The organism is Streptomyces sp. NPDC026062 (assembly GCF_055568375.1).
In genome coordinates, this window is sequence record NZ_JBVHOQ010000027.1 from 81727 (window position 1) to 105325 (window position 23599).

The 23599-nt window shown below is 71.4% G+C and carries 22 protein-coding genes and 1 tRNA gene; 12 read left to right on the plus strand and 11 right to left on the minus strand.

Annotated features, from left to right (window positions below; all coding sequences use genetic code 11):
• Window positions 1-5: 5 nt before the first annotated feature.
• The gene (locus ACZ4LX_RS24050) at window positions 6-983 is read right to left on the minus strand and encodes an SMI1/KNR4 family protein (protein WP_467650392.1); all 978 of its coding nucleotides are present in this window, start codon (window positions 981-983) and stop codon (window positions 6-8) included.
• 305 nt (window positions 984-1288) lie between these two features.
• Here ACZ4LX_RS24050 and ACZ4LX_RS24055 point away from each other — a divergent pair, with 305 nt between their 5' ends.
• Both ACZ4LX_RS24055 and ACZ4LX_RS24060 read left to right on the plus strand, forming a co-directional pair.
• Complete coding sequence (locus ACZ4LX_RS24055; protein WP_467650391.1) at window positions 1289-1822, plus strand: YwqJ-related putative deaminase; 534 nt, start codon at window positions 1289-1291, stop codon at window positions 1820-1822.
• Window positions 1823-1832: 10 nt separating this feature from the next.
• A complete protein-coding gene (locus tag ACZ4LX_RS24060; RefSeq protein WP_467650390.1) occupies window positions 1833-2354 on the plus strand; it encodes an SUKH-3 domain-containing protein in 522 nt (173 codons plus the stop codon).
• Between the two features lie 13 nt (window positions 2355-2367).
• Here ACZ4LX_RS24060 and ACZ4LX_RS24065 read toward each other — a convergent pair whose 3' ends face one another.
• Window positions 2368-3669: a sensor histidine kinase gene (locus ACZ4LX_RS24065; RefSeq protein WP_467650389.1), complete on the minus strand. Its 1302-nt coding sequence runs from the start codon at window positions 3667-3669 to the stop codon at window positions 2368-2370.
• A 150-nt stretch (window positions 3670-3819) separates the two neighbouring features.
• Here ACZ4LX_RS24065 and ACZ4LX_RS24070 point away from each other — a divergent pair.
• The 6 genes from ACZ4LX_RS24070 (at window position 3820) to ACZ4LX_RS24095 (ending at window position 8649) form a co-directional block, all read left to right on the plus strand.
• Window positions 3820-3891 (plus strand) — tRNA-Gln (locus ACZ4LX_RS24070).
• A 109-nt stretch (window positions 3892-4000) separates the two neighbouring features.
• Window positions 4001-5449, plus strand: a complete 1449-nt coding sequence (gene glmU, locus ACZ4LX_RS24075) for a bifunctional UDP-N-acetylglucosamine diphosphorylase/glucosamine-1-phosphate N-acetyltransferase GlmU (protein WP_467650388.1) — start codon at window positions 4001-4003, stop codon at window positions 5447-5449.
• A gap of 120 nt (window positions 5450-5569) precedes the next feature.
• Window positions 5570-6544: a ribose-phosphate diphosphokinase gene (locus tag ACZ4LX_RS24080; RefSeq protein WP_467650387.1), complete on the plus strand. Its 975-nt coding sequence runs from the start codon at window positions 5570-5572 to the stop codon at window positions 6542-6544.
• Between the two features lie 185 nt (window positions 6545-6729).
• Complete coding sequence (locus ACZ4LX_RS24085; protein ID WP_467650385.1) at window positions 6730-7308, plus strand: 50S ribosomal protein L25/general stress protein Ctc; 579 nt, start codon at window positions 6730-6732, stop codon at window positions 7306-7308.
• Between the two features lie 122 nt (window positions 7309-7430).
• Window positions 7431-8024, plus strand: coding sequence for an aminoacyl-tRNA hydrolase (pth, locus tag ACZ4LX_RS24090; protein ID WP_467650384.1), 594 nt, complete (start codon window positions 7431-7433; stop codon window positions 8022-8024).
• 154 nt (window positions 8025-8178) lie between these two features.
• The gene (locus ACZ4LX_RS24095) at window positions 8179-8649 is read left to right on the plus strand and encodes a hypothetical protein (protein ID WP_467650383.1); all 471 of its coding nucleotides are present in this window, start codon (window positions 8179-8181) and stop codon (window positions 8647-8649) included.
• Window positions 8650-8746: 97 nt separating this feature from the next.
• Here the strand turns inward: ACZ4LX_RS24095 and ppc are convergent, their stop codons facing one another.
• Window positions 8747-11476 carry a phosphoenolpyruvate carboxylase gene (ppc, locus tag ACZ4LX_RS24100; RefSeq protein WP_467650382.1) on the minus strand — a complete coding sequence of 910 codons (2730 nt, stop codon included), beginning with the start codon at window positions 11474-11476 and terminating at the stop codon, window positions 8747-8749.
• A gap of 370 nt (window positions 11477-11846) precedes the next feature.
• Between ppc and ACZ4LX_RS24105 the strand changes: the two genes are divergently transcribed.
• Both ACZ4LX_RS24105 and ACZ4LX_RS24110 read left to right on the plus strand, forming a co-directional pair.
• Entirely contained in the window at window positions 11847-12827 is a 981-nt protein-coding gene (locus ACZ4LX_RS24105) for an acyl-CoA desaturase (RefSeq protein WP_467650380.1), read from the plus strand.
• A complete protein-coding gene (locus ACZ4LX_RS24110) occupies window positions 12824-13510 on the plus strand; it encodes a TetR family transcriptional regulator (protein WP_467650379.1) in 687 nt (228 codons plus the stop codon). Before ACZ4LX_RS24105 ends, ACZ4LX_RS24110 begins: the two co-directional genes overlap by 4 nt.
• A gap of 32 nt (window positions 13511-13542) precedes the next feature.
• Here the strand turns inward: ACZ4LX_RS24110 and ACZ4LX_RS24115 are convergent, their stop codons facing one another.
• Window positions 13543-13926, minus strand: a complete 384-nt coding sequence (locus ACZ4LX_RS24115) for a VOC family protein (RefSeq protein ID WP_467650378.1) — start codon at window positions 13924-13926, stop codon at window positions 13543-13545.
• The gene (locus ACZ4LX_RS24120; protein WP_467650377.1) at window positions 13923-14720 is read right to left on the minus strand and encodes a trans-aconitate 2-methyltransferase; all 798 of its coding nucleotides are present in this window, start codon (window positions 14718-14720) and stop codon (window positions 13923-13925) included. Before ACZ4LX_RS24120 ends, ACZ4LX_RS24115 begins: the two co-directional genes overlap by 4 nt.
• Before the next feature lie 89 nt (window positions 14721-14809).
• Between ACZ4LX_RS24120 and ACZ4LX_RS24125 the strand changes: the two genes are divergently transcribed.
• Window positions 14810-15307 (plus strand): MarR family winged helix-turn-helix transcriptional regulator, encoded by a 498-nt coding sequence (locus ACZ4LX_RS24125; protein WP_385287568.1) that lies wholly within the window; start codon window positions 14810-14812, stop codon window positions 15305-15307.
• Here ACZ4LX_RS24125 and ACZ4LX_RS24130 read toward each other — a convergent pair.
• Complete coding sequence (locus tag ACZ4LX_RS24130) at window positions 15266-16087, minus strand: LuxR C-terminal-related transcriptional regulator (RefSeq protein ID WP_467650403.1); 822 nt, start codon at window positions 16085-16087, stop codon at window positions 15266-15268. The two genes, ACZ4LX_RS24125 and ACZ4LX_RS24130, sit on opposite strands and share 42 nt — an antisense overlap.
• A 280-nt stretch (window positions 16088-16367) precedes the next feature.
• On the opposite strand from ACZ4LX_RS24130, the gene ACZ4LX_RS24135 reads away from it, so the two are divergent.
• The gene (locus ACZ4LX_RS24135; RefSeq protein WP_467650376.1) at window positions 16368-16808 is read left to right on the plus strand and encodes a GNAT family N-acetyltransferase; all 441 of its coding nucleotides are present in this window, start codon (window positions 16368-16370) and stop codon (window positions 16806-16808) included.
• Window positions 16809-16899: 91 nt separating this feature from the next.
• Here the strand turns inward: ACZ4LX_RS24135 and galK are convergent, their stop codons facing one another.
• From galK to ACZ4LX_RS24160, 5 genes are all read right to left on the minus strand, one after another.
• Window positions 16900-18087 (minus strand): galactokinase, encoded by a 1188-nt coding sequence (gene galK / locus ACZ4LX_RS24140; RefSeq protein WP_467650375.1) that lies wholly within the window; start codon window positions 18085-18087, stop codon window positions 16900-16902.
• Window positions 18084-19064 carry a UDP-glucose 4-epimerase GalE gene (gene galE, locus ACZ4LX_RS24145; RefSeq protein ID WP_467650374.1) on the minus strand — a complete coding sequence of 327 codons (981 nt, stop codon included), beginning with the start codon at window positions 19062-19064 and terminating at the stop codon, window positions 18084-18086. The genes galK and galE overlap by 4 nt, the downstream gene beginning before the upstream one ends.
• The gene (gene galT, locus ACZ4LX_RS24150) at window positions 19061-20104 is read right to left on the minus strand and encodes a galactose-1-phosphate uridylyltransferase (RefSeq protein WP_467650373.1); all 1044 of its coding nucleotides are present in this window, start codon (window positions 20102-20104) and stop codon (window positions 19061-19063) included. Before galT ends, galE begins: the two co-directional genes overlap by 4 nt.
• Window positions 20105-20594: 490 nt before the next feature.
• Window positions 20595-21290 (minus strand): helix-turn-helix transcriptional regulator, encoded by a 696-nt coding sequence (locus ACZ4LX_RS24155; protein WP_467650372.1) that lies wholly within the window; start codon window positions 21288-21290, stop codon window positions 20595-20597.
• Window positions 21291-21558: 268 nt separating this feature from the next.
• Entirely contained in the window at window positions 21559-23517 is a 1959-nt protein-coding gene (locus ACZ4LX_RS24160; protein WP_467650370.1) for an outer membrane protein assembly factor BamB family protein, read from the minus strand.
• Between the last annotated feature and the right edge of the window lie 82 nt (window positions 23518-23599).

Sequence of the window (23599 nt, forward strand, 5' to 3'; positions counted from 1 at the left end):
CGCGCTCACCCCTCCACCGGGACAGCGCGCGCGAAGCCGCCGTCCACCATCAGGTTCGCCACCGTTTCCAGCTCCGGCGGATTGCCCGCGAGACGCTGGAGGAAGGCGTCGAAATCGGCGCCGCACGGCAGCAGCAGCCGCTCCACCCGCTCCTGCACGCTCCAGCCGTCCTGGTCACGCGCGTCGTCGTAGGCGCAGAACCAGACCGAACCGATGGCGTCGCCCCGGACCTTCACCGCGAGAATGCCGCCCTGGACGAAACCGACCCCGAGATAGTCCTTGGTCAGATGGTCCCGCAGGCACTTGTTCACGTACACCAGGTCGTTCACACCGGCCTGCTCGCGGACCGTGAAGAACGGCTGGTCGACCAGGAGGCCGAGCTCCGCGTCCAGCGCCGCGCCGACCGGGGCCGAGCCGCCCGCCGCCTTGAGGAACGAGCGGTACGCGCCGGGCAGCCGGTAGCCGAGGTCCTCCTCGACGCCCTGGATCTGCTGCTCGCTCACCGCCACGGTGCCCTTCGGCAGCCGGAAGTGCGCGGGCCGGGTCTCCTGGAGGGGGCGGGTACCGCGCTTGTTCTGGTCCACCGCGGTCGTCGCCAGACCCCCGTGGTGCCGCAGCAGCGCCTTCACCTCGACGGGAACCAGCTCCATCCGCCGGCCGCCGGGCACGTGGTGCCAGGTCCAGCCGTGCGGAGTGGCGACCGCGGGAATCGTGCCCCACAGGTCGTGCCCGCTCGCCGCCAGCGCCGCGTTCGCCGACACGTAGTCCGTGAGCCGCAGTTCGTCCACACCGAAACCCTGCGGCGGCTCGGCGATCTCCGCGGCGGCGCGCGCGTACGGCGCGAAGTCCGGACAGCCGTTCGCGTCCATGCGCACACCTCTGGGGTGGCGGGACGCCCGGACCGGATCCGGGAAGTGCACGAGCTGCCCGGCGTAGGCCGCGTTCGGTGGCGGGGCCTGCTGCCCGAGCCGACCTGTCGTCATGGCGGTTGCCCCCTGCTGCGTCTGGCTGATGAGGACCGACCTGCCCACGGGGGCGGTCCAGGCACAGCCTATGCGGTGAGCCCGCGACTGACCCCGCCCCTCCGCCCCCGGGCCACATCCGTCACCAACCGTCACACCGGCGTGACGGACGAGCGACGAACAGGCCACTGAGACGCGACACGCAAACACGTTTCACCGACCCAGCTTTCACAGGACCCGACACATTTGGCAGGCTGTCACCCGCATACACGGGGGGCGTGCACATTCGGCAGCAGCCGCTGCGGGCACGGGAGGGACACAGCACCATGCACACCGCACACTCTGCACAGACCGTCACCACCGGGGACCCACGACTCAGCTGGAGCAGCGACGAGAGCGGCCGGACACCCCGGCTGACCCACCGCCGCGACGGCATCCTGCCCGCGGTGGCCGCGGCGTTGTCCGTGCGCGGCGAAACGCTCACCTGCACCGCGGGCAAGGGCGACCAGCCGCCCGTACTCCACCACCTCGTCCAGGACTTCCTCGACGCCCTCCCCAGCGGACAGCGCGAACGCTTCACCGGCCGCTGCCCCGAGGCCATACTGATCTCCCGTCATCTCACCGCCGCCGAGACCGGTCGCTCGAAGCGGGCCCAGCGCAAGCCGCTCACCAACGGCGAGGCGCGGCGCGCGCTCAAGCACGCCCGGATCACCGCACGCCGCATCCGTGAGGACGGCGACCCCCTGCACGGCAGCTACGCGGCGCCGTGCCGCTCCTGCTCCGTCATGCTCGCCCACTTCGGTGTGCGTCCCGTCGACCTCACCACGACCGGTGCGGCGGCCGCCGCCGAGAAGGACTGACCACGCCCCCATGCGCGACCGAACCGATCTGCCCGCACAAGCGGGCCCGGCCCACAGCTCCACCCGCTTCCCCGTCGCGGTCGACGCCGCCCTGCGCGCCGCCGGCTGGCAGCCCGGCCGCTGGGGGATCAGGCAGGCCGAGGAGTGGGCCGACGCCCTGCGCTCCCACGCCTCCCCCGCCGGACACCAGCACGCCGTCTTCCCGGCAGCGGTGGAGGCCTGGGCCGAATTCGGCGGGCTGCGCATCACCGCCACCGCGCCCGGACGGCAGATCGCACCGCCGTCCGTACGGATCGACCCGCTGAGCGGACTCCATCTGGCCCGCACCCTGGGCGACCTCGGCCGCGCGCTGGAGACCGAGGTCGCGCCGCTGGGCGAGGAGGGGGACGGGCAGGCGGTCCTCGCCATCGACATCGCCGGACGGGTCTACAGCATCGACCACACCGGCGACTGGTACCTCGGCCCCGACATCGACAGCGCCCTCGCCACACTCGTCACCGGCATCCAGCCGGAGCGCCTGGTCTCGGGCTGAGGGCGCGGCACCGTCACGCCGCCCCGCCGTGCGGCAGGACCGCCGACACCCGGAAACCGCCCGCGTCCGTCGGACCGGACACGAAGACGCCCCCCAGCCCCAGCACCCGCTCCCGCATGCCGACCAGCCCGTTGCCCCCGCTGGGCAGCCCGGCGTCGGCCGTGGCCGCGTCCGAAGGACCGTTCTCCACCTGCATGGCGACCTCGGCGCCCCGGTGGGCGAGCCGCACCCAGGTCTTCGCGCCCGCCGCGTGCTTGTGCACGTTCGTCAGGGCCTCCTGCACCACCCGGTACGCCGTCTGCTCGACCTCCGGCGCGTACACACGCGCCTCCCCCTCGACCGACAGCTCCACCGTCATCCCCGCCGCACGCGACTCCCCCACGAGCGTCTCCACCTCGTCCAGCCGGGGCCCGTCCTCCGTCGCCGCCGGCACCGCGCGCCCCACGGAGGCCAGCGGCACCTGCGTCACCCGCGCCACCATCGGCTCGCCGGTACGCAGCACACCGAGCATCTCGCGCAGCTCCGTCAGTGCCTGCCGCCCCATGTCACCGACCAGTGCCGCGTTGCGCACCGCCTTCGCCGGGTCCTTGGGCGCCACCGCCTGGAGGGCCGCCGCGTGGACCACCATCAGGCTCACCCGGTGGGCGACCACGTCGTGCATCTCCCGGGCGATCCGGTTCCGCTCCTCCGTGCGCGCCCACTCCGCCCGCTCCTCGGCCCGGTCCGCGAGCAGCGACAGCTCCCGCTCCAGCGAATCGGCCCGCTCCCGCAGGCTCTCCATCAGCCGGCGCCGGGCCCCTGTGTAGAGGCCGAACAGCACGGGCGGCGCGGTCAGGCCCACCGCCATGAAGAGGGACAGCATCGGGACGTACCAGTCGCCGGGACCGAAGTCCGCGTCGGCGTCGACACCCTGCCGCAGCCGCACATAGGTGACGATGAACATCCCCACCAGCTGCATGCTCATCAGCACGGCGGTGATCCGCCGCGGTATGTCGGACGCGGCCAGCGTGTACAGGCCGACCAGGCCCATCAGGAAGCCCATCTCGGCCGGTGTCGTGGCGATCGACACGAGCACCACCGCGATCGGCCACTTCCGGCGCACCAGCAGCACGGCCCCCGCGAACAGCCCGAACATCACCCCCAGCGGGACCGGCAGCCCGGTGTCCCCCGCGAACGCCACCCCTTCCAGCGCGCATTCCAGCGCCGAAACCAGCGCCAGTCCCCCGTCCAGTGCGACGCTCCGTCGCCGTTCCCACCACCAGTAGCCGCGGGTGGTCGGTCCCGCCGCCTCCCGGTCTTCCCCCGTTGCGGTCATGGCATCCAGCGTACGGGCGGGCGCATCTCAATTCCGGGGGACCTGTACAGCACGTCGTGCCTGTACCGTCGCGCCGAGGGCTGGTGGTACGGCATAGTGTTGCGTGCCAATCCGGCAACCGGACGCAATGTCCGGTTCTGTCGGCCTTGTTCCCCCATGGTGTAATTGGCAGCACAGTAGCTTTTGGTGCTATTTGTCCGGGTTCGAGTCCTGGTGGGGGAGCCGAGTACTGCGGGCCCCGACCTCACCGGTCGGGGCCCGCAGCCATGTCCGGTCCGACGCCCCCCGGTATCCTGCGGATGTCCATCACCCGAAGCCGAAGGGCCTATCCGTGAGCTCCGTACGCCCGGCAGCCGTCGTCGTCCTCGCAGCGGGTGAGGGCACCCGTATGAAGTCGAAGACCCCCAAGGTCCTGCACGAGATCGCCGGGCGCTCGCTCGTCGGACATGTCGTCGCCGCCTCCCGCGAGCTGGACCCGCAGCACCTCGTCGTGGTCGTCGGCCACGCCGGTGAGCAGGTCACCGCCCACCTCGGCGCCACGGGCACCCAGGTGCGCACCGCCCACCAGCCCGAGCAGAAGGGCACCGGCAACGCGGTCCGCGTCGGGCTCGACGAGCTGGGCGGGACCGTCGCCGGCACCGTGATCGTCGTCTGCGGCGACACCCCGCTGCTGTCCGGCGAGACGCTCGCCGCGCTCGCCGCCACCCACACCTCCGACGCCAACGCCGTCACCGTGCTCACCGCCGAGGTCCCCGACTCCACCGGCTACGGCCGGATCGTGCGCGACGCGGCGACCGGCGCGGTCACCGAGATCGTCGAGCACAAGGACGCCACCGACGCGCAGCGGGCGATCCGGGAGATCAACTCCGGGGTCTTCGCGTTCGACGGGCAGCTGCTCACGGACGCCCTGGGCAAGGTGCGTACGGACAACAGCCAGGGCGAGGAGTATCTGACCGACGTCCTGTCGATCCTGCGCGAGGCCGGGCACCGGGTCGGCGCCTCCGTCGCCGGTGACCACCGGGAGATCCTCGGCATCAACAACCGGGTGCAGCTCGCCGAGGCCCGCCGGCTGCTGAACCAGCGGCTGCTGGAGCGGGCGATGACGGCGGGTGTGACCGTGATGGATCCGGCGTCGACGCTGATCGACGTCACGGTCACCTACGAGCGGGACGCGATCGTGCACCCGGGTACGCAGCTGCTGGGCGCCACGCATCTCGCGGAGGACGCCGAGGTCGGCCCGAACGCCCGGCTGACGGACACCGTCGTCCACGCGGGCGCCCGCGTGGACAACACGGTCGCCGAAGGGGCCGAGGTCGGCCCTGGCGCGCTGGTCGGCCCGTTCGCCTATCTGCGGCCGGGCACGAAGCTGGGCGCGAAGGCCAAGGCCGGTACGTACGTGGAGATGAAGAACGCCACCATCGGGGAGGGGACGAAGGTCCCCCACCTGTCGTACGTCGGCGACGCGACGATCGGCGACCACACCAACATCGGCGCGGCGAGCGTCTTCGTGAACTACGACGGCGTGAACAAGCACCACACGACGATCGGCTCACACTGCCGTACCGGTTCGGACAATATGTTTGTGGCGCCTGTCACGGTCGGGGACGGCGTCTACACCGCTGCGGGCTCCGTCATCACGAAGGATGTGCCGGCCGGTTCGCTGGCCGTGGCCCGTGGCCAGCAAAGGAATATCGAGGGTTGGGTGGCCCGCAAGCGTCCCGGCAGCGCTGCCGCGCAGGCGGCTCAGGCAGCGGTGGAGGACTCGGGCAGCCAAAGCTGACCGGAAACAGGTACGTCGCGCACGGCGTACCGTGATAGATGCTCACCCCATTTCGGCTGGCTCGTTGCACATCGGGACATCTGCGTGCAGCGCCAGATACGTGTCTGAGGAGACTGTGCTGTGACCGGGATCAAGACGACCGGCGAGAAGAAACTGATGCTCTTCTCCGGCCGCGCCCACCCCGAGCTGGCCGAGGAGGTCGCGCACCAGCTGGGTGTGGGCCTCGTGCCGACGAAGGCCTTCGATTTCGCCAACGGTGAGATCTACGTCCGCTTCCAGGAGTCCGCACGCGGCGCCGACTGCTTCCTGATCCAGAGCCACACGGCTCCGATCAACAAGTGGATCATGGAGCAGCTGATCATGCTGGACGCGCTGAAGCGCGCGTCGGCCCGTTCCATCACGGTGATCGTGCCGTTCTACGGCTACGCCCGCCAGGACAAGAAGCACCGCGGCCGTGAGCCGATCTCGGCTCGTCTGATCGCGGACCTGATGAAGACGGCCGGTGCGGACCGCATCCTCACCGTCGACCTGCACACCGACCAGATCCAGGGCTTCTTCGACGGCCCGGTCGACCACCTCTTCGCGCTGCCGATCCTGGCCGACTACGTCGGCGCGAAGGTCGACCGTACGAAGCTGACGATCGTCTCCCCCGACGCCGGCCGCGTCCGCGTCGCCGACCGCTGGTGCGACCGCCTGGACGCCCCGCTGGCGATCGTGCACAAGCGCCGCGACAAGGACGTCCCGAACCAGGTCAGCGTCCACGAGGTCGTGGGCAACGTCGAGGGCCGGGTCTGTGTCCTGGTCGACGACATGATCGACACCGGTGGCACGATCTGCGCCGCCGCCGACGCCCTGTTCGCGCACGGCGCCGAGGACGTCATAGTGACCGCCACGCACGGGGTGCTCTCGGGTCCGGCCGCCGACCGGCTGAAGAACTCGAAGGTGAGCGAGTTCGTGTTCACGGACACCCTGCCGACCCCGGGTGAGCTGGAGCTCGACAAGATCACGGTCCTCTCGATCGCGCCGACCATCGCCCGCGCGGTCCGTGAGGTGTTCGAGGACGGTTCGGTCACGAGCCTCTTCGAGGAGCAGTAGGACCGCGGGGTCCGGAAGATCCACTTTGGGTGCGGCCTCCCCGCCGGGTAGACTCAGCGAGTTGCTCGGCGAGGGAGGCCGTACTCATAGGTACGGCGGTCCGTTATCGACGCGCTCTTCGTAGCAGGCCTGTCGTGGGCCGGGTGACCATCCGCAGTTTTTGTCACCTTACGAGGAGTGCAGTCATGGCCGAGATCAAGCTCGCCGCAGACGTCCGGACCGAGTTCGGCAAGGGCGCCGCCCGCCGTTCCCGTCGCGCCAACCTGGTTCCCGCGGTCGTCTACGGCCACGGCGCCGAGGCCGTCCACATCACGCTGCCGGCCCACGAGCTGCAGCTCGCGCTCCGCACCGCCAACGTCCTGATCGGTCTCGAGATCGACGGCAAGGACGCCCTGGTCATCCCGAAGGCCGTGCAGCGCAACGCCCTCAAGGGCAACATCGAGCACGTCGACCTGCTGACCGTGAAGCGCGGCGAAAAGGTCGAGGTCGAGGTCGCGGTGCACGTCGAGGGCGAGCTGGCCCCGGGCGGCAACCTGCTGGAGTACGTCCAGAACACGCTGCTCGTCGAGGCCGAGGCCACGCACATCCCCGAGTCCGTCACGGTCTCCATCGCGGGCCTGGACGCCGGTACCTCCATCCTCGCCAAGGACATCCCGCTGCCCTCGGGCTCCGTGCTGGCCGGTGACGAGGACGCCGTCGTGCTCCAGGTCGTCGCCGCTCAGGTCGAGGAGGCCCCCGCCGAGGAGGCCCCCGCCGAGGCCTGAGCCTCTCCGAGCCTCGCCCCACCTGCCTGACCGACGGGGCGGCGGTCTCCCTCCGGGGGATCCGCCGCCCCGTTTCCCTGTTCCCCGTCTGCCGCCCGCCCGTACCCGAGGAGCCCCGCGCGATGTCCGACGCCACCGACCCCTGGCTGATCGTGGGCCTGGGCAATCCCGGTCCCGAGTACGCGGCCAACCGCCACAATGTGGGCTTCATGGTCGCCGACCTGCTCGCGGAGCGAATCGGCGGGAAGTTCAAGCGGGCCCCCAAGGCCCAGGCCCAGGTGCTGGAGGGCCGGATCGGTCCCCCCGGGCCGCTGAGCCGCCGGGTGGTGGTGGCCAAGCCGATGTCGTACATGAACCTGTCGGGCGGCCCGGTCTCCGCGCTGCGCGACTTCTACAAGGTGCCGCTCGATCACATCGTGGCCGTCCACGACGAGCTGGACATCGACTACGGGACGCTGCGGCTGAAGCTGGGCGGCGGCGACAACGGGCACAACGGGCTGAAGTCGATGACCAAGTCGATGGGGCCCGGCTACCACCGGATCCGGTTCGGGATCGGGCGTCCGCCGGGGCGGATGCAGGTGGCGGACTTCGTGCTGAAGGACTTCTCCTCCACGGAGCGCAAGGAGCTCGCCTTCCTGGTGGACCGGGCGGCGGACTCGGTGGAGTGCCTGCTCGCGGAGGGGCTGGAGCGCGCACAGGGTGCGTACAACTCCTGAGTCCCCGCACGCACCGGCCGGCTCCCGAGCCCCGGCGATCACCGGCCGGCTCCTGACTCCCGGCGTTCATCAATCCCGACATACCTGCCGGCAAGCGGGCTGTTTTCAGCCACAACTTGACCCGCCGCAGGGCGCTGGCCAAGGATCGGCCCCCATGAAGCGCAGCTCCTCCCACCGTGCCCTGCAGTACGGCCGCAGCGCGGCGCTCGGCTGCGTCGTCCTGCTGCTGCTTGTCGCGGGTGTGCTGTCCTCGTGGGACTCGGCGCACCACATCGTGCTGGCGAAGGGCCGCGAGCACGGCACCATGACGATCACGGGCTGCGGCACCGAGGTGTGCACGGGTCCCTACACGCCGTCCGACAGCGGGGACGCGCGCTCCCGGGTATCGGTCGAGAAGTCCGTCGCGGCGAAGAAGGGGGACCGGTTCCCCGTGGTCGTGAAGCCCGGCACCGTCGAGGTCGTACGCACCGGGACGCCGGGCTTTCTGCATGCGTGGATGCCGCTGGGCGGGGCGCTGGTCCTGGCCGGGCTGGTGATCGGCGGCGGTCTGCGGCTGTCCCGGACCGGCTGGGGCACCGGGATCGCGGGCGGGGTCCTGCTCGTGGCGACGTTCTTCGCCCTGTGAGAGGACCCCGCCCGCGACCGCGTCGGCCGGCCGGGCCGATCACCCGGTGCGACGCGACCGGTGCGATGCGATCGGCCGGGCCGGTCGGCCGGCGCGGTCAGCCGGTGTTGCGCAGTCCGGCCGCGACACCGTTGACGGTGAGCAGCAGGGCGCGGGCGAGCAGCGGATCGGGCTCCTCGCCGCGTTCGGCCGCCTGGCGCTGGCGGGCCAGCAGGGACACCTGGAGGTAGGAGATCGGGTCCAGGTAGGCGTCACGGATGGCGAAGGTCTGCTGGAGCACCGGGCTGGTACCGAGGAGTTCGGTGTTGCCGGTGATCCTGAGAACTTCCTGGACGGTCAGCGCGTGCTCGGCCTCGATGTCGGCGAAGACGTGCTTGAGCTCGTCGGGGACGAGCGTGTCGACGTAGTGCCGGGCGATGCGCAGGTCGGTCTTGGCGAGTGTCATCTCGACGTTGGAGAGGAAGTTCCGGAAGAAGTGCCAGTGCTCGTGCATCTCTTCGAGGACGGTGTCGAGACCGGCTTCGCGCAGGGCCTTGAGGCCGGAGCCGACGCCGTACCAGCCGGGCACGATCTGCCGTGACTGGGTCCAGCCGAAGACCCACGGGATGGCGCGCAGTCCGTCGAGCGAGACGCCCGAGCCGGGGCGGCGGGAGGGCCGCGAGCCCAGGTGCAGGTCGGCGAGCTGGTCCACCGGGGTGGAGGCGAGGAAGTACGTCGGCAGGTCCGGGTCCTCGACCAGCTTGCGGTACGCGGCGTGCGCGGCGTCCGAGACGGTGTCCATGGCCGCGTCCCAGCGGGCCAGGGCCTCGTCGGACTGGCGGGGTGCGGTGTGCAGCGCGGAGGCCTGGAGGGTGGCCGCGACGGTCAGTTCCAGGTTCTCGCGGGCGAGGGCGGGGATGAGGTACTTGTCGGAGATGACCTCGCCCTGCTCGGTCACCTTGATCTCGCCCTCCAGCGTGCCCCACGGCTGCGCGAGGATCGCGTCGTGCGAGGGGCCGCCGCCGCGGCCGACGGTGCCGCCCCGGCCGTGGAAGAGGCGCAGGCGCACGCCGTAGCGGTGAGCGACGTCGCGCAGGCGGCGCTGGGCGCGGTGGATCTCCCACTGGGAGGTGGTGATGCCGCCGAACTTGGAGGAGTCGGAGTACCCGAGCATGACCTCCTGGACGTCGCCGCGGAGCGAGACGAGACGGCGGTAGGACGGGTCGGCGAGCATCTCGTCGAGGATGACGTCGGCGGCCTTGAGCTCGTCGGTGGTCTCCAGGAGCGGGACGATGCCGATCTTGGCCCAGCCGGCGTGCAGGTCGAGGAGTCCGGCCTCGCGGGCGAGGACGGCGGCGGCGAAGACGTCGTCGGCGCCCTGGCACATCGAGATGATGTAGGACTCGATGACTTCGGGGCCGAAACGCTCGAAGGCCTGGCTGATGGTGTGGAAGACACCGAGCGTCTTCTCGCCCGCGGCGTCCAGCGGGGCCGGGGTCGGGGCGAGCGGGCGGCGGGAGCGGAGCTCCTTGGCGAGGAGCTTCTGCCGGTAGTCGCGCGGCATGTCGGCGTAACGCCAGGACTCCTCGCCGAGGCGGTCGAAGAGCTGGCCCAGCGCGTGGTGGTGGGCGTCGGCGTGTTCGCGCACGTCCATGGTGGCGAGCTGGAGGCCGAAGGCGTTCAGCGTGCGGATGGTGCGGTCCATCCGGCCGTCGGCGACGATGCCGCCCTTGTGCTCGCGCAGCGAGGTCTGGATGAGCGCCAGGTCGGCGATGAGGCCGGCGGTGCCGAGGTAGTCGCAGCCGGGGCGGTGCGGGGTGCCGGAGGCGAGGCGCTCGCGGGTGTTGACGAGCTTCTGCCGGATACAGGTGGCCTTGAGCCGGTAGGGCTCCTCGGCGTTCAGCCGCTTGTAGCGGGGGCTGATCTCGGGAAGCGCCTCCAGGTCGGCCTGGAGGGAGGCGAGGAGCTCGTCGGTGGCTCCGGTGTAGCGGATGGAGTTGGAGAGCAGTCCGCGCAGCTGGTCGACGAGTTCGAGGGCGTCGGTGATGCCGTGCTCGTGCTGGAGGATCAGCACGTCCCAGGTGACGGCGGGCGTCACGTTGGGGTTGCCGTCGCGGTCGCCGCCGATCCAGGTGCCGAAGGTCAGCGGGCGGGTGCCGGCGGGCAGTTCGACGCCGACGCGCTCCAGCTCGGCGGCCAGGTCCTCCAGGACGTCGCCCACGGCGTCGGCGTGGAGCTCGTCGAGGTAGTAGATGGCGTTGCGGGCCTCGTCGGCGGGTTCCGGGCGGACCACGCGCAGCTCGTCGGTCTGCCAGATGAGGTCGATGTTCTCGGCGAGCCGGATGTCCTGGCGGCGCCGGTCGGCCTCGATGACCGGGGTCTCCAGGAGTGCGGCGATGCGGCGGAGCTTGTTCAGCACGGAGCGCCGCGCGGCCTCGGTGGGGTGCGCGGTGAAGACTGGCCGTACGTTGAGGTTCTTGACGGTCTCGCGCAGGTGCTCGGGGTCCGCGTCCTTGAGCCGGTCCGCGGTCCGGGCGAGGAGCCCGCCCTCGGCGGCGCGCCGGTCGCGCATCTCGTGGGCGCGGTGCACCTGCTCGGTGACGTTGGCGAGGTGGAAGTAGGTGGAGAAGGCCCGCACGAGCTGCGCGGCGGTCTCCAGGTCCGTGTCGCCGAGGAGCTCGGCCGCGGCCTCGCCGTCGGTGCGGGTCAGGGCGCGGACGCGCTCGACGAGGTCGAGGAGGTCCTGGCCCTCCTGGCGTACGAGGGTCTCGCCCAGCAGGTCGCCGAGGCGGCGGATGTCGGCGCGCAGCTCGGGGCTGGCGGCAGGGGTCTGGTCGGCACTGCTCACAGTGTGCGGCTCCTTGCAGTGGTTGAGCACGGGATCCGGGGACTGCGGGCTGGCAGCGGTGCTGACGCAACCCCCCGGGTGGCAGGGTGCGGACCGCGCTGTCCGACCTCTCCAGGATAGGTGTCCGTGCTGTCGGTGCTGTTCGCGCCCCGAGAGGTGCCCGCCTGTGCGCCACGGACACGTGCGGGGCCGCGTGCTGTCCCTACCCCATATAGCACTCGTACGTGCCGTCTCCTCGCCCTCTCGTGTGGCGGGCCTCCCCGCTGCCATACTTACGACACCGTAGGTTACGGGTGCGTAGCCCGAGGGTCTCCCGTTCGGAGGGGGCCCTGCCTTTCCGCCGAATTCTCACCCCCCAGGGGACTCCCCAATGAAGACCAGCCCCGAAGTGATCGAGGCCGCTCAGCCGGCCGGCGATCAGGTCCTTCTCTCCGCCACGCTCGGCGGGGACAACAAGCGGTCGATCGAACAGATCGCGCTCCTGCTGTTCATCGTCGTGCCGTTCGTGGCTCTGGTCGCGGCGGTGCCGCTGGCCTGGGGCCGCGGTGTGAGCTGGCTCGACCTGGGTCTGATGGTGGCGATGTACTTCATCGGCTGCCACGGCATCACGATCGGCTTCCACCGGTACTTCACGCATGGCTCGTTCAAGGCGAAGCGTCCGCTCCGGATCGCCCTGGCCGTGGCCGGTTCACTGGCGGTGGAGGGTCCGGTGGTCCGCTGGGTGGCCGACCACCGCAAGCACCACCGCTTCTCGGACGCCGAGGGCGACCCGCATTCGCCGTGGCGATTCGGCGAGACGCTGCCGGCCCTGATGAAGGGCCTCTGGTGGGCGCACATCGCCTGGATGTTCGACGAGGAGCGGACGCCTCAGCAGAAGTACGCCCCCGACCTCGTCAGGGACCCGGTGATCCGCGGCATCTCCCGTCACTTCCTCACCTTCACGGTCGTCTCGCTGGCCATTCCGCCGTTGGTGGGGGGCCTGGTCACGATGTCGTGGTGGGGTGCGGCGACCGCGTTCTTCTGGGGATCACTCGTTCGGGTGGCGCTGCTGCACCATGTGACGTGGTCGATCAACTCGATCTGCCACGCGGTCGGCAAGCGTCCCTTCAAGTCCCGTGACAGGTCCGGCAACGTGTGGTGGCTGGCGATCCTGTCCTGCGGCGAGTCCTGGCACAATCTGCACCACGCGGACCCGACGAGTGCGCGCCACGGTGTGATGCGGGGTCAGATCGATTCGAGCGCACGGCTGATCCGCTGGTTCGAGAAGCTGGGCTGGGCGACCGACGTGCGCTGGCCCGACGCCGCCCGTATCGAGTCCCGGCGCCACCCCGCGCGAGCCGAAGCGGCATGATTGACGACGTGGCGACCGAATCGAGCGCAAGCAGCGAGAACACCCGTGCACCTTCGGCCCGGCGCGCCCGCCGGGTGCGGATGACCGGGAAGGAACGCCGCGAGCAGCTGCTCGACATCGGTCGCACCCTCTTCGCCGACAAGGGTTTCGAAGGCACCTCGGTGGAGGAGATCGCGGCGCGTGCCGGGGTCTCCAAGCCGGTGGTCTACGAGCACTTCGGCGGCAAGGAGGGGCTGTACGCCGTGGTGGTGGACCGGGAGATGCGCCAGCTCCTGGACATGGTGACGAGTGCGCTGACCGCCGGTCATCCGCGTGAGCTGCTGGAGCAGGCGGCGTTCGCGCTGCTGGACTACATCGAGACGTACACGGACGGTTTCCGGATCCTGGTCCGTGACTCGCCGGTGGCCCAGTCGACCGGCACGTTCGCCTCGCTGATCAGCGATATCGCCACGCAGGTGGAGGACATCCTGGGGCTGGAGTTCAAGGCCCGGGGCTTCGATCCGAAGCTGGCCCCGCTGTACGCGCAGGCGCTGGTCGGGATGGTGGCGCTGACGGGTCAGTGGTGGGTGAACGCGCGCAAGCCCAAGAAGGCGGAGGTCGCCGCCCATCTGGTGAATCTGGCGTGGCACGGCCTGGAGAACCTGGAGTCGAAGCCCCGGCTGATCGGGCACCGCAAGAACTGAACGACTCGGCATGGTCACGCGACGGGGCTCCGTCACCGGTTCTCCGGTGCCGGGGCCCCGTCCGGTTCCAGGAACTCCAGCCGGTTGCCCACCGGGTCGTGGCTGTGGAAGCGGCGGTGGCCCGGCAGGTTTCCGTCCCAGATCACCTCGGCGCCGCGCTCCGCCAGCCGCGCCGCGTACGCCTCGATGCCGATGACGCGCAGACCGGGATGGGCCTTGCGGGCCGGGCGGAAGCCGGACTCGACGCCCAGGTGGAGCTGGACCGGGCCGGCCGCGAACCAGCAGCCGCCCCGGGCGGCCAGGACCGGCGGCTTGGGGATCTCCGTCATGCCGAGGATGCCGGCGTAGTACGCGCGCAGTACGTCCTCGGAGCCCTCGGGTGCGGCCAGCTGGACGTGGTCGACGGCGGCGATCACCACTTCTCCAGGTGGGCGACGGCGAAGATCCGGCGGAACGGGAAGACCGTGCCGTGCGGGCCCGGGGGATACGCGGCGCGGAGCAGGTCGCGGTATTCGGCGAGGAAGGCGTCACGGGCCTCCTCGTCGTCGGCGAGGGCGGTGAGGACCGGGCGCAGTCCGGTGCCCTTCACCCAGTCCAGGACGGCGTCCTCGCCGTGCAGGAGGTGGAGGTAGGTGGTCTCCCAGACGTCGGCGGTGCGGCCGGGGCCGGCGAGGCGGTCCAGGTAGCCGGCGGGGCTCAGGACCGCGTCCGTGTGCCGCAGCCGGCCGCCCAGGCGGGCACGCCAGCGCGAGGACTCGGCCAGTTCGCGCATCAGGGCGTGCGAGGGCCGGCCGAAGTTGCCCGGGACCTGGAGGGCGAGGGTGCCGCCGGGGGTGAGCGCGTCCAGCCACTCGGGAAGGCGGTCGGCGTGGCCGGGGACCCATTGGAGCAGGGCGTTGGAGATGATCAGGTCGTACGGCTCCGAGGGGGCCCAGGTCGCGGCGTCGGCCTCGGCGAAGTCCAGCAGGGGGGTGGCGTGGGCGCGGGCCCGCTCCAGCATCTGCGGGGAGTTGTCGTAGCCGGTGATACGGGCCGCCGGCCAGCGGGCGGCGAGCAGGGCCGTGACGTTGCCCGCGCCGCAGCCGAGGTCGGCGACGCGGGGTGCGGCGTCCGGCGGTCCGGGGACGCGGGCCAGCAGGTCGAGGAAGGGGCGGGTGCGGTGGTCCGCGTGGCGCAGGTACTGGTGCGGGTCCCAGACGGGTGTGGTCATGCGGACCAGGATCCGCCCGGACATATCTTGATGTCAAGAGACTCGAATTCAAGAGACTTCATGTCGACAGACCCTCTACACTGATCCACATGGAGGACGAGGTCGACCGACTGGTCGCTGCGTGGCGCCGCGAGCGCCCTGACCTCGACGTGGAACCACTCGAGGTCCTCAGCCGCGTCTCCCGCCTGGCCCGCCACCTCGACCGGGCCCGCAGAATCGCCTTCGCCGAGCACCACCTGGAGCCGTGGGAGTTCGACGTCCTCACGTCGCTGCGCCGCGCCGGCGCCCCGTACCAGCTCTCCCCCGGCCAGCTGCTCACCCAGACCCTGGTCACCTCGGGCACGATGACCAACCGCATCGACCGGCTGACCAAGAAGAATCTCGTCGAGCGGCTCCCCGACCCCAGCGACCGCCGCGGCGTGCTGGTCCGGCTGACCGCCGAGGGCCGTGACAAGGCCGATCAGTCACTGGCCGGGCTGCTCGCCCAGGAGCGCGCGATCCTGGGCGAACTCTCCCGCCAGCAGCGTGGCGAACTGGCCGGGCTGCTACGCCGACTGACCGCCCCGTTCGACAACATCCCCGGCTGACGACCGTCCCGCCACCGCTTCCGGGACCGGGGCGGGTGACTCCAGGTCCACCGGGCCGACGCCCGCCCGTCTCGCCAGCGCGACAGCCGCCAGCGTCGAGTGCACGCCCAGCTTCCCCAGCACGTTCTGCATATGCGTACGCACCGTGTGCGGGGAGAGGAAGAGCCGCTCCGCCACCGCCTTGCGGCCGAGTCCCGCCACCATGCAGCGCAGCACCTCGCGCTCGCGCGGGGTCAGGGACTCGACGAGCTGTTCGCTGTCGGAGCGGTGCTTGCGGTCCGCCATCAGCTCCCGCAGTACGCCGGTGAGCAGCGCGGGCGGCAGATGCGTCTCCTCGCGCAGTACGCCCCGGATCACCGCGAGCAGCCGTTGCAGCGAGCTGTCCTTGGCGACCCAGCCGCAGGCGCCCGCCTGGAGCGCGAGCGCGGCCCGGCGCGGGTCGTCCTTCTCGGCGAGGACCACCGTGCGCACCGAAGGCCGCAGCGCACGGATGCCGGACACCAGGGAGATGCCGTCGGCCGGGCCGTTCCCCCCGGCCCTGGGGGCGGGCACCGGGCCCAGGGCCGGGGGGCCGGACGGCCGTACGATGCCCAGTTCGGCATCGACCAGTATCACGTCGTAACCGCGCCCCTCGGCCGCCGCGCGCTCCAGACACCGCAGGGCGGCCGGACCGCTGCCGGCCGCGGAGACGTCGACGTCCGGCTCGGCGGCCAGCGCCGCGGCGAGTGACTCGGCGAAAATGCGGTGGTCGTCGACGACGAGAACCCGGATACGGGCCACAGGCACCCCCACGCTGTGTGTTCTGGAGCGCCCGAGAAGCGCACCCCCCTGCGGGGCCGGACCGGCGCGGGTGCGACGCCCGGGACGAGGAGTTGAACCGCAGTCCACGGCCGCCGCCGTGTTCCGACTGCCCCTCCGCCCCGGGCGTCGCACCCGGCTGTCTCGTACCCCTGAATCAGCACCGGCCCCCGCCGGTACTGTGCATCAGGGTACGGGCGGCGGCCCGAAGCGGAAGCCGATTCGCAGAACTGACGGCTCGTCCGGTCCTAGGCTGTGACGCATGTTCCGTCTTGAGGCAGAAGTGGACAAAGAGCGACGTCAGCTGCTGTACAGGTGGCTGCGTGACGACAACACCGCACGCTCACCTCGGATCCGCGCACTGCGCGATACACCCGCCGCGCTCGAAGTCCCGCTGGAGGTATGGGCGCTGACCGCCGAGGGGCGGGTCGCCGCGGGGCTGACCGGACGCACCTGGGCGTACTGGCTGCATGTGGATCTGCTCTGGGTCGACGCACAGCACCGGGGTTCCGGCCTCGGCTCGCGGCTGCTCGCCGAGGCGGAACGGGTGGCCCGCACGGACCGGTCCTGCGCCCGCTCCCGGGTGGAGACCTGGGACTTCCAGGCCCCGGACTTCTACCGGAGGCGGGGTTACGAGGTGAGCGGGCGGGTCGAGAACTACCCGCCCGGCGTCACCGAGTTCACGCTCACCAAGGAGCTGTGACGAACATCCGGCGGACGGCCCGGACGGCCCCGACGGTCCCGACGGCCCCGACGGCCCGGACGGCTCAGACGGCCCGGACGGTCCCGACGGCTCAGCCGAGCCGGCGTGCCCCTGCGGACGGCACCGCGGGGAAGACGCCCGGGGCCGCGTAGCCCGCGGCGGCGAAGGCCTCACGCACGGACTTGGTGACCATGTCCGCCCGCGACTCCTCCACGAGCACGATCGCCGAGCCGCCGAAACCGCCGCCGGTCATCCGCGCGCCGAGGGCGCCGGCCTCGTTCGCCGTCTCGACGACCAGGTCCAACTCCACGCAGGAGACCCGCAGATCGTCACGGAGCGAGACATGGCCCGCCGTGAGGACCGGTCCGGCCGCGCGCACCTCGCCCGCGTCCAGCAGCGCGATGACCTGCTCGACACGCTGGTTGTCGCCGACCACATGGCGTACGTAGCGCACGACGGACTCGTCCGCACCGGCCGCGGCCAGGGTGTCGAGCGCGGTGCCCAGTTCCGCGTACGGAAGCTCGCGCAGGGTCCGGATGCCGAGGAGCCGGGCGCCCTCCTCGCAGCCGGCCCGCCGCTCCGCGTACGCGCCGTCGCCCAGCGCGTGCTTGACCCGGGTGTCGACGACCAGGAGCCGCAGTCCCTGGGCGGCCAGGTCGAAGGGGACCTGGCGCTGGGTGAGATCGCGGGTGTCCAGGTGCAGGGCGTGGCCCTCGGTGCAGCAGGCCGACGCCATCTGGTCCATGACACCGCAGGGGACGCCGACGAACGCGTTCTCGGCGCGCTGGGCGAGGACCGCCAGCTCGGCCGGGGTGAGGCCGAGCCCGAAGAGGTCGTTCAGGGCCAGTCCGGTCACCACTTCGAGCGCGGCGGACGAGGAGAGCCCGGCGCCGGTGGGGACGGTGGAGGACAGCTGGATGTCGGCACCGGTGATCTCGTGGCCGGCCTCCCGCAGCGCCCAGACGACCCCGGCCGGGTAGGCGGCCCAGCCGTGGCCCTCGTTCGGGGCCAGCTCGTCGACGCGGAGCTGGACGACACCGCCCGGCACATCGGTGGAGTGCAGCCGCAGCTCGCCGTCGGTACGGCGGGCCGCGGCGGCCCGTGCGGTGTGCGGCAGCGCGAGCGGCATCACGAAGCCGTCGTTGAAGTCCGTGTACTCGCCGATCAGGTTGACCCGGCCGGGGGCGGCCCAGACCCCCTCGGGCGCGTTCCCGTACAGCTCGGTGAACGAGGCGGTGAGATCGGTGAAGGAGGTGGTCGGCTCAGCGTTGTCGGTCATGGTGCGGTGGGCTCCTCTCGGCGGGCGAACGTCCAGGCGTCGGAGACGATTCCGGCCAGGTCGGCGCGGGTCGGCCGCCAGCCGAGCCGCTCCCTGGCAGTGGCGGCGGAGGCGACGAGGACGGCCGGGTCGCCGCCGCGGCGGGGGGCCGCGGTCTCGGGGACGGGGTGGCCGGTGACCTCGCGGACCGTCTCGATGACCTCGCGGACCGAGAAGCCGTTGCCGTTGCCGAGGTTGCAGATCAGGTGCTCGCCCCCGGTGGCGGCGTCGAGGGCCAGCAGATGGGCCTCGGCGAGGTCGGCGACGTGGATGTAGTCGCGGACGCAGGTGCCGTCGGGGGTGGGGTAGTCGTCGCCGTACACGGAGATCGACTCGCGCTGCCCGAGCGCGACCTGGAGGACCAGCGGGATGAGGTGGGACTCGGGGCTGTGCCGCTCGCCGCAACTGCCGTACGCCCCCGCCACGTTGAAGTAGCGCAGCGAGACGGCGGCGAGGCCGTGCGCGGCCGCCTCACCGGAGATCATGTGGTCGACGGCGAGCTTGGTGGCGCCGTAGGGGCTGGTGGGGGCGGTGGGGTCGGTCTCGGTGATGGGGCTGGAGACCGGTTCGCCGTAGGTGGCGGCGGTGGAGGAGAAGACCAGGGTGCGCACCCCGGCGTCGCGCATCGCGGCGAGCAGGGCGGTGGAGCCGCCCACGTTGTTGACCCAGTACTTCTCCGGGTCGGCGACGGACTCGCCGACCTGCGAGTACGCGGCGAAGTGCAGCACCCCGTCGTAGGAGGGGTCGAGCCACTTCGCGGCGTCCTGGATCCGGCCCTCGATGAACTCGGCGCCGGCCGGGACACCCTCGCGGAAGCCGGTGGAGAGGTCGTCGAGGACGGTGACGGTGTGACCCGCCTCCAGCAGGTGCTGGGCGACCACGCTGCCCACGTATCCCGCACCGCCGGTCACCAGGTACTTCTTCGGGGACTTGCTCACTCGCTCGCTACCTCTCGCAGTCGCTGGGCCGCGGTCTCCGGCGGCACGTCGTTGATGAACACGTTCATGCCGGATTCGGAACCCGCGAGGAACTTCAGCTTGCCGGAGGTCCGTCGGATGGTGAAAAGCTCCAGATGGAGCCCGAAGTCATCCCGTCCCTCGACTCCGAACGGCGCCTGGTGCCAGGCGGAGATGTACGGGGTCGGCGGCTCGCCGGGGCCGAAGATCCGGTCGAATCGCCTCAAGAGTTCCAGATAGACCTGTGGGAATTCCGTGCGCGCCGCCTCGTCGAGCTCCCGCAGGTCGGGGACGCGGTGGCGCGGGTAGAGGTGGACCTCGTACGGCCAGTGCGCCGCGTACGGCACGAAGGCCACCCAGTGCTCGGCGGCGAGCACGATCCGCGAACCGTCCGCCTCCTCGCGCGCCACCACGTCGTCGAAGAGGTTGCCGCCGGTCTCCGCGCGGTGGGCGGCGGCGGAGCGGAGCATCAGCCGGGTGCGCGGGGTGACGAAGGGATAGCCGTAGATCTGGCCGTGCGGGTGGCCGAGCGTGACGCCGATCTCGGCGCCCCGGTTCTCGAAGCAGAACACCTGCGTGACCTGCGGGAGCTCGGCGAGCTCCGCGGTGCGGTCGGTCCACGCCTCCAGGACGAGCGCGGCCTGCTCCTCGGTGAGGTCGGCGAAGGACGCGTCGTGGTCGGAGGTGAAGCAGACGACCTCGCAGCGGCCGGAGTCCCCGGCGAGCGAGGGGAAGCGGTTCTCGAAGACGGCGACGTCGTAGTCCGGCTCCGGGATCTCGCTCTGCCGTCCCTCGCGCGAGGGACAGAGCGGGCACTCGTCGGCCGGCGGGTGGTAGATGCGGCCCTGGCGGTGCGAGGCGATGGCGACGCTGTCGCCGAGCAGCGGGTCGTGGCGGACCTCGGAGGAGGTGGAGACCGGGTCGAGAGGACGCGGGTCGACTGCGTCGCGGACGACGTCGTCACGGCCGTCGTAGTAGATCAGCTCCCGGCCGTCGGCGAGCATCGTAACCGTCTTCTTCACCAGACTCCTCCCAAACAGAACCAAACACAATTAACCACAAGCCAACAAGCTCGTCAACGAGCGGACCCCGGTGGCGGCCGGGAGGGTGGAAGGAGGAGAGAGAAGGAGGGAGGAGGGAAGGGGCCTTGATGTGCCGTACGACGACGACCGGAGGCGCGTCGATGACGCGAGCCCGCACGGCAGGAGCCGGCCCGGAAGCGCCCGCCGCGCAGGCGCTCGCCGCACGAGCACTCACCGCACACGCGCCCGCCGCACACCTCGCGAGGGCGCCGCGGGAGCCGACCCGCCCGAAGGAGCCGCCACGCCCGAAGGAGCCGGCCCGCCCGAGGGAAACAGTGAGCCCGAGGGAAACGCGTGAGCCCGGCGCTGACGCCGCACCGGACCAGCGGGCGCGCGCGGGCCCCGCCTCAGCCGCTCGCGTCCGGCGCTACGGACACGGCCGTCAACTGACGCACCAGCCAGCCCCTTACATGACCGAGGGCCGGACCCGTCAGCGGCCGGAGTCCGGGCCCTGCGATGCCCCCAGGGCCGCCCGGTCCAGCAGGCCGGTACGGGCGGCGAGCGCCGCCGCCTCCAGCCGGGAGCCCACTCCCAGCTTCATCAGCACGCGCTGCACATGGGTACGGGCGGTGCTCGGCGCGATCCGCATACCGGCCGCGATCAGCCGGGTGTCCTCGCCCTCGGCGACCCGGATCAGGACCTCGACCTCGCGCGGGGTGAGCATCCCCAGCAGCCGCCGGCCCTCGTCGTCCGGCTGCGCCGCCGGGTTGAGCAGCTCGGCGAAGGCGCCCTGGAGGAGCTGTGGGGCGATCGCCGCCTCGCCCGCACGCGCCTTGACCATCGCCCGCTCGACGCCTTCGATGCGCTCGTCGTGACGGACGTATCCCGCGGCGCCCGCCGCGAAGGCCGCCGCGATGCCGCGCGGGCTGGGCACCGGACCCAGCACCACCACGGCGGTCTGCGGGCGCTCACGCCTGATCCTGACAATCGGGTCGAAGGTGCCGGGTTCGGCGGGTAACGCCGTACCGAACAGGCAGATCTCCGGAGCCCTGCCGACGACCAGCTCCGCCGCCCCCGAGGTGGGCGCGGCGGCGGCGAGCACCCGGTGCCCGCGCAGCTTCAGAGCCGAGGCAAGCGCCTCGGCCAGCAGTCTGTGGTCATCGATCACCATGAGCCGCACGCCCATCGAGCACCCCCCCTAGCACCAGCAGGCCCCCCGGCCCCTTTCCAGACCCGGCAAGTTACACGCATGTTCGATGCGGCGGGCGGCTTAGCCGACAGAAGGATCGAGATAGCCCGTTTCGAGGGCTTTCGGGGCGAGTTGATGGCTCGTCATGGCTAGATTCTGACTGTTGCCATCCGCCTGCTGACCGTAAGAGACCTCATTCGTAACGATTGATGACATGCGTGTGGGGGTGGAGCCACGGCTCCACCCCCACACGTGTACCCGACGGTCAGCTCGTGGTGAACGAGACGACGAGGTACTCCTTGTCGCCCAGCGAGCTCTCCCTCGGCTTGCTGACCATCGTCTCGGAGATGTACAGCCGGCCGTTGCCGTAGAGGTACTCGGCGTAGTCCGAGGAGAAGCTGGTCTCCGCGTCCCGGACGGCTTCGTCACCCGGGTTGTCCATCAGCACGGTCTGCTTGAAGGTGCCGCCGTCGATGGAGACGATCTGGCCGCCCTTGTCGTAGGGGGGCTCCCGGTACGCGATGATGTTGCCGCCGTCCATGCGGACGGGGAACATCGAGTAGCGCTCACCCGCGTCGGCCCGGTCACTGGTCGGCTTGCCGGTGGTCAGGTCGAACGAGACGATCTCGTTGGTGTTGCCGTAGTCGCCCGTGCCCTCGTGTTCCTCGGTGGGCAGGTAGATGCGGTTGTTCCCGACGGCGAGGTGCTGGCAGCTCTCGACCTTGGTGGAACGGCAGCTCGCCGCGTACTTCTCGCCGTCCGCCGCGATCTTGGTGAGCAGCTTGCCGCTGGACGCGTCGATCGAGAAGAAGTCCGAGATACCGCTGCCGTCGCCCGCGGTGTCGCCGACATCGGCGGCGACGACCAGCGGCTTGGTGGAGACGATGCTCGCGTAGTCGACGCCGGGCGGCATCTTGTACGAGGAGAGCGGGGCGCCCGTCGTCGGGTTCAGGGCCTGGATGACGAGCTGCGGGTCGTCGTACGTCCCGCACTTGCGGACCACGGCGAGCGCGTCGCCGCCGCCGTACCCCTTGTCGTAGCAGCCGTCCGTGCTGACCTTCGGCTTCCAGCGCTCGGCGCCGGTGCTCAGGTCGAAGGCCGCACCGCCCTCGGTGCCGCCGGCGGCGACCGTGGTGCCGCTGACGGTGATCTCGTCGAACCGGACCGGGCGGTCACCGCCGGTGGACGCGGTCACCGACTTGCTCCACAGGAGCTTGCCGGTGTTCAGGTCCAGCGCGCCCACCTGGTTGCAGGTGGGGTACTTGTTCGCCGCGCTGCGCTTGCCCTCCTCGAAGGCCACGGCCGTCTTGAAGTCCTTGCTCATGTGCCGGGACGCGGCGCACAGCTGGCCGTCGAGCGGGATCGACCAGAGCTTGGTGCCCTTGACCAGGTCGTAGCCGACGATCTCGTTGACGCCCGTCTTCACGTACGCCTTGTCGGTCAGCCAGGAACCGGCGACCGTGGTGACCTCGGTGACCTTGGGCTGCGGAAGCTGGAAGCCGACGCGGGCCTTGACGTTGGCCGGGGCCTTCTCCTTGCCACCGCCTCCGACGCCGCCGCCGTCCGAACCGCCGCCCTTGTTCTCGCCGGTGGTGCCGGCGGAGGTGGACGCCTCGTTCTTCTTTCCTTCGTCGTCGTCGCCGCCGCTCGACGCGAACCAGACACCGGCGCCGATGATCAGCGCGACGACGACCACCGCGGCGACGATGATCTGGGACTGGGTGGAGAACTTCTTGGGTCCGTCGCCGCCGGGCTGCTGGGGCTGCTGCATCGGGGCGGTCGGGTAGCCGTAGACCTGCTGCTGCGTCGGCTGGCTGGGCGGGAACCCGTACCCCTGCTGGGGAGCCTGGCCGGGTGGGAATCCGTACCCGGACGGCTGCGTCGGCTGGCCCTGTGGATAGCCGTAGCCGGGCTGCTGCGGCTGGCCCTGCGGATAACCGTAGCCGGGCTGCTGCTGGGGCGGGCCCGCGGGCGGCGGGGTGCCGTAGCCGGGCTGCTGCTGCGGCTGACCCGCGGGCGGCGGAGTGCCGTAGCCGCCCGGTGCCGGTGGCGGCGGGGTGGCCGGCTGCTTGCCGAACGGGTCGGCGGGCGGCGGCGTCGGGGCGCCGAAACCACCGGGCGGCGGGTCCTGCGGGGCACCGAAACCACCGGGTGGGGGGTCCTGCGGCGCGCCGAACCCGCCCTGGGACGGGTCGTTGGGCGGCGGCTGGGGCGGCTGCGTCATGGCGTTGCGTACCTCTGGGGAAGGGGAGTCGGGCGGTGGGGGCGGAGCCGGTCGCGGGCGGTTCTGCCGCCGCCCGCGACCG